The 15,015-nt window shown below is 73.6% G+C and carries 8 protein-coding genes and 1 rRNA gene; 2 read left to right on the top strand and 7 right to left on the bottom strand.

Features of this window, described 5'->3' with window-relative positions; translation table 11 throughout:
* Positions 1–10 precede the first annotated feature (10 nt).
* Both PSD17_RS04170 and PSD17_RS04165 read left to right on the top strand, forming a co-directional pair.
* Complete coding sequence (locus PSD17_RS04170; RefSeq protein ID WP_013676859.1) at positions 11–391, top strand: globin; 381 nt, start codon at positions 11–13, stop codon at positions 389–391.
* 68 nt (positions 392–459) lie between these two features.
* A complete protein-coding gene (locus tag PSD17_RS04165) occupies positions 460–2,019 on the top strand; it encodes a glycoside hydrolase family 13 protein (protein WP_339121648.1) in 1,560 nt (519 codons plus the stop codon).
* A 128-nt stretch (positions 2,020–2,147) separates the two neighbouring features.
* Here PSD17_RS04165 and PSD17_RS04160 read toward each other — a convergent pair whose 3' ends face one another.
* From PSD17_RS04160 to rrf, 7 genes are all read right to left on the bottom strand, one after another.
* Complete coding sequence (locus tag PSD17_RS04160; protein WP_339121646.1) at positions 2,148–2,804, bottom strand: hypothetical protein; 657 nt, start codon at positions 2,802–2,804, stop codon at positions 2,148–2,150.
* Between the two features lie 73 nt (positions 2,805–2,877).
* Complete coding sequence (locus tag PSD17_RS04155; protein WP_013676862.1) at positions 2,878–3,297, bottom strand: acyl-CoA thioesterase; 420 nt, start codon at positions 3,295–3,297, stop codon at positions 2,878–2,880.
* 43 nt (positions 3,298–3,340) lie between these two features.
* Positions 3,341–8,215, bottom strand: a complete 4,875-nt coding sequence (locus tag PSD17_RS04150; protein WP_339121644.1) for an NAD-glutamate dehydrogenase — start codon at positions 8,213–8,215, stop codon at positions 3,341–3,343.
* Between the two features lie 72 nt (positions 8,216–8,287).
* Positions 8,288–12,034: a hypothetical protein gene (locus PSD17_RS04145; protein ID WP_339121642.1), complete on the bottom strand. Its 3,747-nt coding sequence runs from the start codon at positions 12,032–12,034 to the stop codon at positions 8,288–8,290.
* An 82-nt stretch (positions 12,035–12,116) separates the two neighbouring features.
* Positions 12,117–13,793, bottom strand: a complete 1,677-nt coding sequence (ettA, locus tag PSD17_RS04140; RefSeq protein ID WP_013676865.1) for an energy-dependent translational throttle protein EttA — start codon at positions 13,791–13,793, stop codon at positions 12,117–12,119.
* A 91-nt stretch (positions 13,794–13,884) separates the two neighbouring features.
* Positions 13,885–14,442, bottom strand: coding sequence for a single-stranded DNA-binding protein (locus PSD17_RS04135; protein WP_339121639.1), 558 nt, complete (start codon positions 14,440–14,442; stop codon positions 13,885–13,887).
* 304 nt (positions 14,443–14,746) lie between these two features.
* A 5S ribosomal RNA gene (gene rrf, locus PSD17_RS04130) occupies positions 14,747–14,863 on the bottom strand.
* Positions 14,864–15,015 lie beyond the last annotated feature (152 nt).

Here is a 15,015-nt window from a genome sequence, read left to right as displayed (position 1 = left end):
TAGTGGTGGTGTGAGCACTCCGCAGAACTTCTACGCCGAGGTCGGGCCGGACACGATCCGCCGGATCGTCGCGCGGTTCTACGAGCAGGTGGCCGAGGACGAGATGCTGCGCGCGATGTACCCGGAGGAGGACCTCGGCCCGGCCGAGGAGCGCTTCCGGATGTTCCTCGAGCAGTACTGGGGCGGTCCCCGCACCTACTCCGACCTGCGCGGTCACCCCCGGTTGCGCATGCGTCACGCACCGTTCCGGATCGGCCCGATGCAGCGCGACGCCTGGCTGCGCTGCATGCGCGTCGCCGTCGACGAGTCGGGGATGGACGCCGCGCACACCGAGCAGTTCTGGACCTACATCACATACGCGGCTGCGAGCATGGTCAACGCCGATTTCTGAGGCTCGATCACCCTTTCGAGGCGCCGATCGTCACGCTCCGCGTCGGGCACGGATGGCAGGATGTGCGCGTGCAGTGGTGGCGCGACGCGGTGGTCTACCAGGTCTACGTCCGCAGCTTCGCCGACTCCGACGGCGATGGTGTGGGCGACCTGGCCGGGGTGCGCAGCCGGCTCGGCTACCTGGAGTTGCTGGGCGTCGACGCCCTGTGGCTGACCCCGTTCTACCGGTCCCCGATGGCCGACCACGGCTACGACGTCGCCGACCCGCGCGACGTCGATCCCGTCTTCGGTGACCTCGCCGCGTTCGACGCGCTCGTCGAGGACGCCCACCGGCACGGGCTGAAGATCATCGTCGACCTGGTGCCCAACCACACGTCGACGGAGCACGAGTGGTTCCGCGCCGCGCTCGACTCCGCCCCCGGCAGCCCCGAGCGGGCCCGCTACCACTTCCGGCCCGGCAAGGGCGAGAACGGCGACGAGCCGCCCAACAACTGGCGCAGCATCTTCGGCGGGCCGGCGTGGGAGCGCGTCGGGGAGGAGGAGTGGTACCTCCATCTCTTCGCCCCCGAGCAGGCCGACCTCAACTGGACCAACCCCGAGGTGTGGGCCGACCTGGAGAAGACCCTGCGGTTCTGGGCCGACCGCGGCGTCGACGGCTTCCGGATCGACGTCGCACACGGCATGGCCAAGCCCGACGGCCTGCCCGACGACCCGCACGCGCGCATCGAGCTGCTGGCCAACACCGACGGCGACCCCCGCTTCGACCAGGACGGTGTGCACGACGTGCACCGCATGGTCCGCGCCGTCCTCGACCATTACCCCGGCCGGATGGCCGTCGGCGAGATCTGGGTGCGCGACGACGAGCGCTTCGCCCGTTACGTGCGCCCCGACGAGCTGCACCAGGGCTTCAACTTCCGGCTGCTGCAGACGCCGTTCGAGGCCGCGGCGATCCGCGACGCCGTCGAGCACTCGATCGCGGCCGTCGACGCCGTCGGTTCCCGGCCGACGTGGACGCTGTCCAACCACGACATCTCCCGCCCCGTGACCCGCTACGGCGGGGGCGAGGTGGGGCTCGCCCGGGCGCGCGCGATGGCGCTGGTGGTGCTCGCGTTGCCGGGGTCGGCCTACATCTACAACGGCGAAGAGCTCGGCATGCCCGACGTCGAGGTCCCCGACGACGCGCTGCAGGACCCGGTGTGGGAACGGTCGGGGCACACCGAGCGCGGGCGCGACAGCTGCCGAATCCCCGTCCCGTGGGAGGGCAGCGCGCCGTCATACGGGTTCAGCACCGGCGAGCCGTGGCTGCCGATGCCGCCGGACTGGGACGCGCTGACCGCCGCCGAGCAGCTCGAGGACACCGGCTCGACGCTGTCGATGTTCCGGCACGCGCTCGAGCTGCGGCACACCCATCCCGGCTTCGCCGCGACCGACGACCGGCGCACCCGCGTCGAGTGGTACGGCGCGCCTCCGGACTGCCTGGCGTTCCGGCGCAGCGGGACGACGCTCGCCTGCGCCCTCAACACCTCCGACGCCCCGGTCCCGCTGCCACCCGGCGACGTCCTGGTCACCAGCGGCCCCCTGACCGAGGACGGCCAACTCCCCCCGGACACCGCGGCCTGGCTCGCCTGACCCCGCCCGGGTGCTCCTGGCGTCGCCGACGCAGGGCGCCCCGGGGGAGCCTCCAGATGCAGGAACGGCACTTTCCCGCGGCCCAGTTGCAGGAAAGTGCCGTTCCTGCAACAGGGCGCGACCCCGGGTCAGCTCGTGAACAGCGGGAGCGACGTCACGCGGCGGCGGACGACGGCACCGAACCTGGCGTCGATGCGCAGCCACGAGCCCGTGGCCGACACCCGCACGACCGGGGCGCCGGCGGTCTCGGACTCGGTGCCGGTGTCGGCACCACCCAGGAACCCCATGCCCGACAACGCGAACAGGCACCGCATGGGGATCCGCACGGGCGGCCCGGCGCCGTCCTGCACGGTCAACACCGTCTGGTCGAGCAGCGACGCGGGCGGGCCGAGCGGCCCGGCGTGCTCGCGCGCCAGCGCCAGCCCGCGCTCGGTGAGCCGCTCCAGCTCGGCGGCGGGCACGTGGTCGACGAGGGCCCAGCCGTCGTCGGGCGGGAGCTCCGCGCCCCACAGACCCGCGGCGGGCCCAGGATCGACGGTCTCCCCGCGCTCGACGGCCAGCGACGTCAGCAGCGCCTGCGCCGGGACCGTCAGTTCGGCGGGCTCGCACGTGCCGTACACCGAGCGGGTCGCGAGCACGTCGAACGGCGTCGCCGCCCACGCGGTGACCTTGTCCCCGCGGGACTGCAGCCGCACGAGTGCCGACTGGTCCAGCCGCACCACCCGCGCGGTGAAGGCGCCCAGATCGTCGCGCTCGGTCTTGTCCGCCAACCGGAGCGCGCTCATCGCGCTGCCCCGCCGCTGCCCGCCCGGCGCCGCGGGCGGGCGTCGTGCCGACGGAGCGCCGCCTGCTGCTGCCTCACGCGTCGTCACCCCATTCCCCGAGGAACGTCCGCTCCTCGGCCGTGAGCCGTCGCGGCCGGTTGGCGTCCAGGTCGAACAGCGCCATGTGCGTGCGGGCGGTGGCCGCGACGGGATCGGTCTCCTCGGGCCCGTCGTGCATCTCGTACACGAGCGTGAACGACGCCGCCCGCACGTCGCGTACCCACATCACGACGCGCAACGGCTTCGCCCGGTACGGGATCTGCCGCTTGTACTCCACCTCGAGGCCCGCGACCAGGAGCCCGTCGGAGAACGTGGCGCCCGCGGCGCGGGCCCGGTCGAAGACGAGCGCGATGCGGGCCTCCTCCAGCAACGTCACCGTGCGCGCGTGGTTGACGTGCCGGTAGGAGTCCTGATCGGTCCAGCGCAGCGGGACGTGCGCGACGAAACGAGCCACGGGTCCACCCTCTCAGGTGGTCGCGCGCCGACCGTCGCAGGGCTCAGCGCGCGAGCCCGCGCAGCTGCCGGACCACGACCGACAGCGTCGCCAGGTCCAACGGCGCGCCACTGCTCTTCTTGCCGCCGATCTCGTGCAGCGCCGCCCGCGCCCGGACCAGCCGCGACGCGTTGGCCTGCTCCCACAGGGCGATCGCCTCGTCGGCCGGGGTACCGGGTGCGGCCTCGCGCAGCAGGTCGAGCGTGACGGCCCGCAGCGAGGCGTACAGGTCGTCGCGCAGCGCGAGCCGCGCCAGACCGTGCCAGCGGTCGCCGCGTTCGAGTGCCGAGACCGACGTCAACGCCAGGTCGACGCCCAGGTGCGCGGACATCGCGTAGTAGAGCGCCGCGACCTCGTCGGGCTCGCGCGGCTCGCGGTCGCGCTCGGACAGCTCGGTGAGCTCGACGACGTCGAGCAGCCCGAAGGTGTGCATCAGCTCCGCGGAACGGCGCGCGAGCTCCGGCGGCACGCCCTCGTCGCGCAACGACCCCGCCCGGGCCGCGACCGCCTCGGCCTCCGGACCCTGCAGCATGTCCCCGACCCGGCGCGACAGGGCCTGCACCGTGGCCGCGAACCGCGCGGTCTCCGCGCCGACGGCGAGCGGCTGCGGCCGGTTGGTCAGGAACCAGCGCGATGCCCTGTCGAGCAGCCGGCGCGACTCCAGCACGACGTGGTCGGCCAGCGCGACGGGGATGTCGGCCCCGCGGGCCGCGGCCCACAGACCCGGCAGGTCGAACACCGCGTTGCTGACGGCATAGGCGCGCACCGCGTCGTCGACGCCGGCCGAGAGCTCCTCGGCCAGCCGGAACGCGTACGAGGTGCCGCCGCCGTCGACCATCTCGTTGACCAGCATCGTCGCGACGATCTCCCGGCGCAGCGGATGCCCGGCGATCGGTCGCGGATAGCGCAGCCGCAGCGGCGTCGGGAAGTACTCCGGCAGCCGGCCGGCGAAGGCCGGCACGTCGGGAAGCTCGGTGCCCAGCAGCCGATGGGTGAGGTCGAGCTTGGCGTGGGCGAGCAGCGTCGACAGCTCGGGACCGGTCAGCCCCCGCCCGGCGTCCTCCAGCGCGGCGAACTCGTCGTCGGCGGGCAGGACCTCCAGGTCGCGGTCGAGCCCGGTCCGCTCGGCCAGGTCCGCGACCATCCGCCGGTGCACGTTGGCCATCTCGGCGGCGTGCGAACGGCCGACACCGAGCACCGCGTTCTGCGCCCGGTTGTCGTCGAGGACCAGCTCGGCGACCTCGTCGGTCATCTCGGCGAGCAGCGCGTCGCGTGCCGGCCGGTCGAGCTCGCCCGCGGTGACCAGCCGGTCGAGCAGGATCTTGATGTTGACCTCGTGGTCGGAGCAGTCGACGCCCGCCGAGTTGTCGATGGCGTCGGTGTTGACCTTCCCGCCCGCGCGCGCGAACTCGATCCGCCCACGCTGGGTGAGCCCGAGGTTGCCGCCCTCGCCGACGACCTTCACCCGCAGCATGCGACCGTCGACCCGGATGGCGTCGTTGGCCTTGTCGCCGGCGTCGGCGTGCGACTCGGTCGAGGCCTTCACGTAGGTGCCGATGCCGCCGTTCCACAGCAGGTCGACCGGCGCGAGCAGGATCGCGCGGATGAGCTCCGGGGGGCTGAGCGTGTGGACCTCGGCCGGCAGCCCCAGCGCCGCCCGCATCTCCGGTCCGACCGGCACCGCCTTCGCCGTGCGCGGCCACACCCCGCCGCCGGCGCTGATCGCGGACCGGTCGTAGTCGTCCCAGGACGACCGGGGCAGGGCGAACAGCCGCCGACGCTCGGCGATACCCCGCGCCGGGTCGGGATCGGGGTCGACGAACACGTGCCGGTGGTCGAACGCCGCGACCAGCCGGATGTGCTCGGACAGCAGCATCCCGTTGCCGAACACGTCGCCGGACATGTCCCCGATGCCGACGACGGTGAAGTCCTGGCGCTGGGTGTCGACGCCGAGCTCGGCGAAATGCCGCTTGACCGACTCCCACGCCCCGCGGGCGGTGATGCCCATGGCCTTGTGGTCGTAGCCGACGGACCCGCCCGAGGCGAACGCGTCGCCCAGCCAGAAGCCGTAGCTCGCCGCGACCTCGTTGGCGACGTCGGAGAACCGGGCCGTCCCCTTGTCCGCCGCGACGACCAGGTAGGAGTCGTCGCCGTCGTGGCGCACCACGTCCGGCGGCGGGACCGTGGCACCGTCGACGAGGTTGTCGGTCACGTCGAGCAGCCCAGAGATGAACGTCCGGTAGCAGACCTCGACCTCGTCCGGGCCGGGCTGGGCCGCCTTGACGACGAACCCGCCCTTCGCCCCCACCGGCACGATGACGGCGTTCTTCACCGCCTGTGCCTTGACCAGGCCCAGGATCTCGGTGCGGTAGTCCTGGGGGCGGTCCGACCAGCGCAGCCCGCCGCGTGCGACGGGCCCGAACCGCAGGTGAACGCCCTCGACCCGCGGCGAGTACACGAAGATCTCGAACCGGGGCCGCGGGCTGGGCATGTCCGGCACCGCGGTCGGGTCGATCTTGAACGAGAAGTAGGGGCGGTCGCGGAACCAGTTGGTGCGCAGCGTCGCCGTGATCAGGCCGAGGTAGCCGCGCAGGATGCGGTCGGCGTCCAGGCCGGAGACGTCGTCGATGAGGGATGTGACGTGCCGCAGTGCATCGTCGGTCGCGGCGGCGCGGGCGTCGGCGTCGGGCCGCGGGTCGAACCGGGCGCGGAACAGCGCGACCAGCCCGCGCGCGACGTCCGGGTGCGCGAGCAGGACGTCGGCCAGGTAGTTCTGTCCGAAGAGGCTGCCGACCTGACGCAGGTAGCGGCCGTAGGCCCGCAGCAGGGCGACCTCGCGCCAGTGCAGCCCCGCACGCAGGACCAGCGCGCTGAAGCGGTCGGTCTCGGCCTCGCTCCGCCACGCCGCGTCGAAGGCCGCGCAGAAGCGGCCCGAGTCGCTGCTGTCGGGCCAGGGGGTGCCTGCGGTCGAGAGCCCGAAGTCGTAGACCCAGCACCGGTGCCCGTCGGGGCGGACGAACTCCGCCGGACGCTCGTCGAGGACCTCGACGCCGAGCTGCTGCAGCACCGGCAGCACCGCGGTCAGCGTGACGGGCGCGTCGGCCAGGTAGAGGGTGAAGCGGTGGTCCTGGCCCACGCGGTAGAGCCGCACCGCGAACCCGCCGGGCTCCAGCGCGAGCAGCCGGCGCAGGTCCTCGACGGCGTGCTCCGGGTCGACCCCGGCCTTGTACGACTCCGGGATCCCCGCGAGCAGCTCCGGCACGGCGACGGGCCCCAGCGCGTCGACGAGCCGGTCGTCCCAGGTGCGCACGGCCTCGGCGAGCTCGTCGGTGAGTGTCGCGACGTCGGGCAGCTCCGGCGCCGGCAGCTCCGGGTCCAGGTGCACGGTGAACTGCACCAGCGCGAGGCTCGCCTCGCTGACCCGCGCGGTGTAGTCGACGTCGACGCCGCCGAGACGTTCGCGCAGCACCGCTGCCATCGCCAGCCGCGACGCCGTGGTGTAGCGATCGCGCGGGACCCAGATCAGGCAGGACACGAAGCGCCCGTACGGGTCCGGGCGCAGGAAGGCCCGCACCCCGCGACGGCCACCCGCGCCCAGCACCTCGACCGCCATCTCGCGCAGCACCTGCGCGCCGGTGCCGAAGAGCTCCTCTCGCGGCAGTCCCGAGATCACCTCGAGCATCCGCTGGCCCGAGTACGAGTTCAGCGGGAAGCCTGCGGTGTGGATCGCCTCCCGGACCCGCCGCTCCACCAGCGGGATGTCGAGTACGTCCTCGTGCACCGCCGAGACCGTGAGCATCCCGAGGAACCGGTGCTCGCCGGTGAGGCGGCCGTCCGCGTCGAACGTCCGGATGCCGACGAAGCACGGGTGCACCGGGCGCAGCACCCGGCTCGGAATCTGTGCCCGCGTGAAGACGAGCGGGTCGTGACCGCGGCCGGCGAACGCGTCCGCCCCGACGCCGTCACCACGCAGGACGCCCAGGCCCGACCCCAGCTCGGGCCGCAGGACGCCGTTCGCGTCGGCGACGTGGTGGCGGTAGCCGAGGAAGGTGAAGTGACCGTCGGCGAGCCACCGCAGCAGGTCGGCGATGTCCTCGGTCCGGGTGGGGGCCCCGTCGAGCGTGCCGGCCGCGCCGTCCTCCGTCCGGGGCGCCGAACCGCCGGGAACCGACTCGGCCGACCCGTTGGGGGCCGACCCGTCGAGCACCGAAGAGGCGGGAGCCGAGCCGGCGGGAACCGACCCGACGGCAGCCGAACCCGCGGCAGCCGAACCGGCGGGAGTCGGCGCGGGCGCGGGCGACGCGGTGAGGGAGTCCGCGACCCGGCGAGCCGTCCGCGTCATCCGCTCGCCGTCCTCGACGACGCCCCGCACGTCGTGCAGCGCGGTCAGGACCTCGTCGCGCAGCGCGATCGGGTCCCGGACCGGACCGGCGAGATCGACGTGCATCCACGACTCGAGCTGCGCGTCGGCAGGTGGCGCGTCGGGATCGGCGTCGGCGAGCACCTCGCGCAGCTCGCCGGTGATCCCGCGGCGCACGACGATGATGGGGTGCACCAGCCGCGCCACCTCCCCGCCGGCGCGCCGGACCGCACCCATGACCGACTCGACGAGGTAGGGCATGTCGTCGGTGACGATGTCGACGACGGGCTGGCCGCCCGTGGAGACCCTGACGATCGGCTCGCCCGTCACCCGCCGCGACGCCAGGTCCCGGTGCAGCACCGCCAGCCGCGCGAGGCCGGGTCGGTCGGCCGCCTCGACGCGGTCGCTCTCGAGCGTCGCGTGGCGCTCGTAGAAGCGGCCGAGGTCGTCGGCGCCCTCCGGGGTACGCAGCGCAGGGGTCCGGTCGACGGTCCCGGTGTCGGGTCCGGTCGTGCTCATCAGGGCAACGCTCCCGTCGAGTCGGAGGGTACTTCCCACCCTAGCTCCGGACGGGCGACCGACCCGTCGCCGTCACATACCCCGGTACGCGGCCATCGCCCCGGCGAGGAGCTCCGCGAGCCCCAACGACTCGATGTCGGGCTCCTCCTCCGCCGGAGGCGCCGTCTCGGCCTGCGGTCGGTCCGCGGCGCCGGACGGATCGGCCTCGGACGCGGCATCGTCGGTCGCGACGTCGTGGCCCCCTGGTTCGCGCTGCGCGTGCCCGCTCGGCCGCAACGGGTCGTCCGCCCCGGCGGCAACTGCAGGAGGACCGGCGGCGTCCACACCGGCCGCGGCCGGCAGATCCGCGTCGTCCGCGTCGTCCGCTCCGGCCGCGGGCCCGGCGTCGGGCACGCCGGCGGCACCCGACGGAAGTCCGGCGTCCACACGCGCAGCGCCCGACCGACCGCCCGCGTCGTCCATACCGGCGGTGCCCGAAGGAGGACCGGCGTCGTCGGGAGGACCCTCATCGAGCGCGTCGAAGGCCGAGCGCGACAGCCGGAGAACATCGCTCCCGAGCGCGAGGTGCGAACCGGCGTCGTCGGTCACCAGCGCGGCGGGAGCGGCCTGCGAACCGGGCCACTCATCGGCATACCGGTGCCCGTTGCGACCGGCAGCACCGGTCCCCGTCCGAGCGTCGGTGGCGGTCGACGCGTCGTCCGGGGCATCGGCTCGCGCGCGGCGACCGTCCTGCACCGCGCCCGGCACCGGCTGCGCGGGGCGGTCCCCGGCAGTCCGGTGCGGCGCCGACGTGGACCGTGCACCCGTCAGGGGCGCTCGCTCGTCGATCCGTTCCCGTTCGCGATGTCGCCCGCTCCCCACGTCGGCCGCGGGGGCGGAGCCCGCAGCGACCCGCGCGCCGCGGTGCCGACCCGATCCGTCGACGGGTTGCTGGTGGCGACTCTCGTCGCGCCGCGGGGGCGCACCCGGAATCCAGGGCGGCACCGCGTCCGTCTCGGCCCGTCGTCGACGGCCGCGGGTCTCCGGCGACGGCGTCTCCGGAACTCGGCCCGGGACCGGTCCGTCGGCCGGCGGACGGGCGCCGCGGCCCCCCGTCGATCCGGCGGCCGACCGGGGGGCGCGGCCTTCGACGACCGGCCCCGGCGCGGCCGCGCCCGCGGCGTGGATCGCCCGGTCGCCGACGACACCGTTGCGGGTCCGGGCATCTGCAACCGGTCCGTCGTCGCGACGGCCCTGTGCCGCCCGGCGGACGGCCCGCGCCGCGGTGATCCGCTCCACCGAGGGGTCCGCCTGGCTCGTCGGGTCGCCGCGGCGCGGGACGAGGTCCTGCAGGATCTGGGCACCGCGGACCCCGTCGGCACCGACGACGCTCGCACGCAGGAGCGCCCCGTCGAGGTCGTCGGAGCGTGGGAGACCCGCCGCGAGGTCGTCGAGCACCGAGTGGACCCACGCGGCGGCTGCCGCCCGGTCGGCGTCCGGAAGCTCGACGACGACGGCGTCGTCGCCCGTCCGCGAGGTGGCACCCGCGGGCAGCACCGCTCCGACCCGCCGCGCGACCCGCCGGAGCGCGACCGCCGCGGCCGTTCCCTGCACGCGCTGGTCGCCCGAGGCCAGATCGACGACGACCCGCACCCCGCGCCGGCCTCGGCCGGGCTGCGAGGGCGTGCCGTCCTCCCAGGGGGCGCGGGAGGCCGCACGGTCGGCGGAGCCGGTCGTCGTGCCGTGGCCGCCCGCGTCGGCGGCGGGGGCGCCGAGCCTGCGGCGTCGTCCGCCGGACGCGTCGTTCGTGACCGTGCGGCCACCGCCCGGCACCTCGTCGACGGCGCGGGGAAACCCGGCGATTGCGGAACCCGGCTCCGCGGCGGCCGCCCGTCGACGCCCCCCGGTGGCCGGGCCGTCGCTCGATGCGGGACGTGAGTGCCGGTGGCCGTTCGTCGTCCCCGCGGCGCGCCCGGTCGCCGGGTCGGGACCGGCCGGAGAGGCGGGCTCCGGCTCGACGGCGCGTCGGCGTCGGCCGCCGGGCCGCTCCCCCGACTCCGGCACACGACCGCCGTGGTCGGCTGTCACCGCTGCCGGCGCGTCCGGCTTTCCCCAGACACGGTCGATGTCCGCGATCGCGGACGCGAGCCAGTCGGCCGCGGCCGCGTAGCGGTCGCTTCCGGACTCCGGCGCAGGACCCTCCCGGGGTGGTTCCGGGCCGGGCTCCGCCGCGGACGGCGCGGAGCCGACCCGCTGCCCGTTGCGGGCGCGGAACCGGGAGACATCGTCGGCCTGTCCCCAGTCAGGGTCGGACAGGGTTCCGTTGCGGCGCAGCTCGTCGAGCAACGCGTCGCCCATCGGCGACGTCGTGAACCGCGCCTGTGGGGCGGACGGCTCCTCGGCGCGCCTGCGCCGTCCCGACGACGGCGCGGTGGCGCTGCCGGATCCGTGCTCGGCCGCGGCAGGACGTGCCGTGGGTGTCGCCTCGGGAGCGGGACGGTGACGCGGCGCCAGCGGGGTGCCGATCGACGGGTCGTACCGCATCGGGGTCGCCGCGTCGAGCACTGTGCCGGCGAGCACCGGGTAGGCCGTCCCGGGCGGCGTCGGCGCGGACGTCGACGCCGACCGCGTCTCCGCGAGTACGGCGTCGTAGAGGGAGGCGAATGTCGTGCCCCGCGGCGGCGTCCTGGGCCCCGCGGGATCGGTCGTCCCGGGCAGCGTCGTCGGGGGCAGGGACGTCCGGGGACCCGGCGCCGGCGTCTCCGGCTGTGGGACGTCCTGCGCCGTGCCGGCGAGGTCGGTGAGCCGCGCGGACGCCGATGCGAACCGCCGACGACGGGCGCGGTCCTCGGCGTCGGCGCTCATCCGCAGTCGCGTCTCCTCCAGTGCCGACGCGAACCGTCCCGACGCCTCGTGCAGCTCGGCCAACGCCGCCCGGCATGCGCTCTCCAGATCGGGCGCGCCCGAGGCGGCGGCATCGGTCGCCGCCCGGCCGAGCGCGGAGACCGTGCCCGCCGAGTTCGACGCCGCCCGCGCCCACGTCAGCCTGAGCTGGGCGAGCTGACGGCTGGGCACGGCGTCGGCGTCGAGCCTGGGCGCGATCTCGTCGGCGGCATGCCGCGCCTCGGCCGTCGCGCCCGCGTCGAGCAGCGCGCCGATCCACTGCGTCGCGAGGGCAGCCGTGAGGTGGTCGGACTCGGTCGGCGTGGTCGCCAGCTCGGGCCGCCAGCCCAGCAACGCCATCGCCGTCCGCGCCCGGTCGGCCGCGGTGTGGTGACGACCCTGGGCGCGCTCGGCGGCGGCGCGCAGCAAGGCTGCCGTGGCCTCGGCCGCGTGCCCCGGGACCGCACGCGCCGCGACGTCGATCGGGGCGAGGAGCTCCTCGAGCCGGTCCGGCCCGTCGGCGAGTGACGCCCGGGCCCGCGCGACGAGTGCGTCGAACCTGACGTCCGTGGGCGTCGCGGGGTCGGCGAGGAGCTCGTCGAGCAGCCGACGGGCGACGTCGGGCGCGCCGTGGTCGCGCGCGACGCCCGCGAGCTCCCCCCGCAGCCGCGCCCCGGCAGGCCCGCGGACGACCGCGCAGCGCGCTCCGGACGCAGGCCCGATCGCGTCGAGCACGGCCGCGGCCTCGTCGCGGGGATCGCCGATCGCGGCGCAGCCGTGCAGTACCCAGCCGGCGGCAACGGCCCACGTCCGGTCGTCGCCTGCCTGCTCAGCAGCGAGGCGACCGAGGGCCGCAGTGAGATCCGGCCGGGACCAGCGTGAACCGGCCGCCGCACCGAGCAGCGCCTGGTCCGCTCCGGCGCCCTGATCCGAGGGGCCGGACCTCACCATCGACACGCAGCAGCCTCCCGAGGAACCCAGGCCCCCGGGACCCGCCGGTTCGCCTCATCAAGATCACCGCATAACGCGGGGATCGCTCTCAGTCACGAGTGAGCTTACGGTGCGTCACACGGTGCGGACGCGCCGCCTCCGCCCCCATCCGCTCGACCTTGTTCTTCTCGTAGGCCTCGAAGTTGCCCTCGAACCAGAACCACGAGGCCGGGTTCTCGTCGGTCCCCTCCCACGCGAGGATGTGGGTGACGACGCGGTCGAGGAACCAGCGGTCGTGCGAGATGACCACGGCACAGCCGGGGAACTGCTCGAGGGCGTTCTCCAGCGAACCGAGGGTCTCGACGTCGAGGTCGTTCGTGGGCTCGTCGAGCAGGATCAGGTTGCCGCCCAGCTTGAGCGTGAGCGCCAGGTTGAGGCGGTTGCGCTCACCACCGGACAGCACACCCGCCGGCTTCTGCTGGTCCGGCCCCTTGAAGCCGAACGCAGCCACGTAGGCGCGGGAGGGCATCTCGGTCTGCCCGACCTGGATGTGGTCGAGCCCGTCGGACACGACCTCCCACACGTTCTTCTTCGGGTCGATCCCCGCCCGGTTCTGGTCGACGTAGGAGAGCTTGACCGTCTCCCCCACCTTGACCTCGCCCGAGTCCGGCTGCTCCAGCCCGACGATCGTCTTGAACAGCGTCGTCTTGCCCACGCCGTTCGGGCCGATCACGCCGACGATGCCGTTGCGCGGGAGCGTGAACGACAGGTCCTTGATCAGCTGGCGACCGTCGAAGCCCTTGTCGAGGTGCGAGACCTCGACGACGGTGTTGCCGAGCCGCGGACCCGGCGGGATCTGGATCTCCTCGAAGTCGAGCTTGCGGTGCCGATCGGCCTCGGCCGCCATCTCCTCGTAGCGCTCGAGCCGCGAGCGGCTCTTGGCCTGGCGCGCCTTCGGGTTGGACCGGACCCAGGCGAGCTCGTCCTTGAGCCGCTTCTGCAGCTTCTGGTCCTTCTTGCCCTGGACGGCGAGGCGCTCGGCCTTCTTCTCCAGGTAGGTCGAGTAGTTGCCCTCGTAGGGGAAGGTCCGTCCGCGGTCGAGCTCGAGGATCCACTGCGCGACGTTGTCGAGGAAGTAGCGGTCGTGGGTGACGGCGAGGACGGCACCCGGGTACGAGCTGAGGAACTGCTCCAGCCACAGCACGCTCTCGGCGTCGAGGTGGTTGGTGGGCTCGTCGAGCAGCAGCAGGTCGGGCTTGGACAGCAGGAGCTTGCACAGCGCCACACGGCGGCGCTCGCCACCGGACAGGTTGGTGACGGGGAGGTCACCGGGCGGGCAGCGCAGCGCGTCCATCGCCTGCTCGAGCTGGGACTCGAGGTCCCAGGCGTCGGCGTGGTCGAGCTCCTCCTGGAGCTTGCCCATCTCCTCCATGAGCTCGTCGGAGTAGTCGGTGGCCATCTGCTCGGCGATCGCGTTGTAGCGGTCGAGCTTGACCTTGGTCTCGCCGACACCCTCCTCGACGTTGCCAAGGACGGTCTTCTCCTCGTTGAGCGGCGGCTCCTGCTGCAGGATGCCGACGGTCGCCCCGGGCGCGAGGAAGGCGTCACCGTTGTTCGGCTGGTCCAGGCCCGCCATGATCCGCAGCACGCTGGACTTACCCGCGCCGTTGGGGCCCACCACACCGATCTTCGCCCCCGGGTAGAAACTGATCGAGGCGTTGTCGAGGATGACCTTGTCGCCGTGCGCCTTGCGCACGTTCTTCATGGTGTAGATGAACTCCGGCACAGTCCCGATGGTAGTAACGGCCGTCTCCGTCCCGTTGTCCGGTGCACCCGGCGGCCCGCAGAACCGCCGGGGCCACCACCGACGACCGACGTCAGCCCGCCAGCGCGGGCTCGACGGCGGGTGTGCCCCACGGGTCGTCCGACGCCGCCTCGCCCTCTCCGGTGCTGCTGTCGAGGTCGTCGCGACCCGCCTCGGCACGGACCGCCACGCCGTCCTCGGCGGTGTACGCCCCGCCCGCAGCCTCGTCCGGCCCCCCGCCGGTATCCCCGAGCCCCTCGCCCTGCACCGGGCGCGTCCGTGCCACCGCAACGGTGCAGCGGGAGAGATCGGGGCCGATCGCATTGGCGTCGATCTCGACGTCGACGCGGGTACCACCGTCCTTCGCGACGTACTCGCGGGTCGACAGCCGCCCGTACACGACGACCGGGTCGCCCTTGACGAACGAGGCCGCGACGTTCAACCCGAGCTTGCGCCACGCGGTGACGGTCACGTACGAGGTCGTGATCGTGACCCATTCACCGGCGTCGCGATCGAAGCGGCGGACGTTGCTGGCGAGGCGGAAGCTGGCCAACTCCGTCCCGTCCGCGGTGCGCCGGCGCATCGGTGCCGACGCCACGTTGCCCACGATCGTCGTGAGAATCTCGTTCATGGTGCTCTCCCTCGTCATCCATCTCGTTGACGAGGTCGATCATCGTGTGCCGCAGCGACCGTCCGGGCTGCTCACACTGCACCTGGGGACAGCCGGGCGAGCTGTGGACAACACCCGGTCGCGCGGCCCGGCCAGCAGCGGTCCTGTCGGGGGTCCGCGGTATAGGCGAGGCGATCGAATGCGGACACGGGTCGAGCCCGCGACCGCGAGCGGTCCGGATCGATGACGAATACACCGGAAGCGACCGTGTGCAGAAATAGAAATAGGCCCCAACCATCAAGGCTGGGGCCTATTCCACATTTGATGCCGGCAGTGACCTACTCTCCCACACCCTGGCGAGTGCAGTACCATCGGCGCTGGAGGGCTTAGCTTCCGGGTTCGGGATGGGACCGGGCGTTTCCCCTCCGCCATGACCACCGACAACACTATCCAAACAAAACCCGACCCCCACCCCCAAACAACAGGGGAGAGACCCGAGACAGAACACCAACCCACCCCACAATCAGGGGAGTTGTGTGCTCAGGGTCACACAGTGGATGCGAACAACACGTTGTGGCAAGCCCTCGGCCTATT

The organism is Pseudonocardia sp. D17, from assembly GCF_036984265.1.
GTDB classification, from domain to species: Bacteria; Actinomycetota; Actinomycetes; order Mycobacteriales; family Pseudonocardiaceae; genus Pseudonocardia; species Pseudonocardia benzenivorans.
This window is presented reverse-complemented; position numbering and strand designations above follow the sequence as displayed.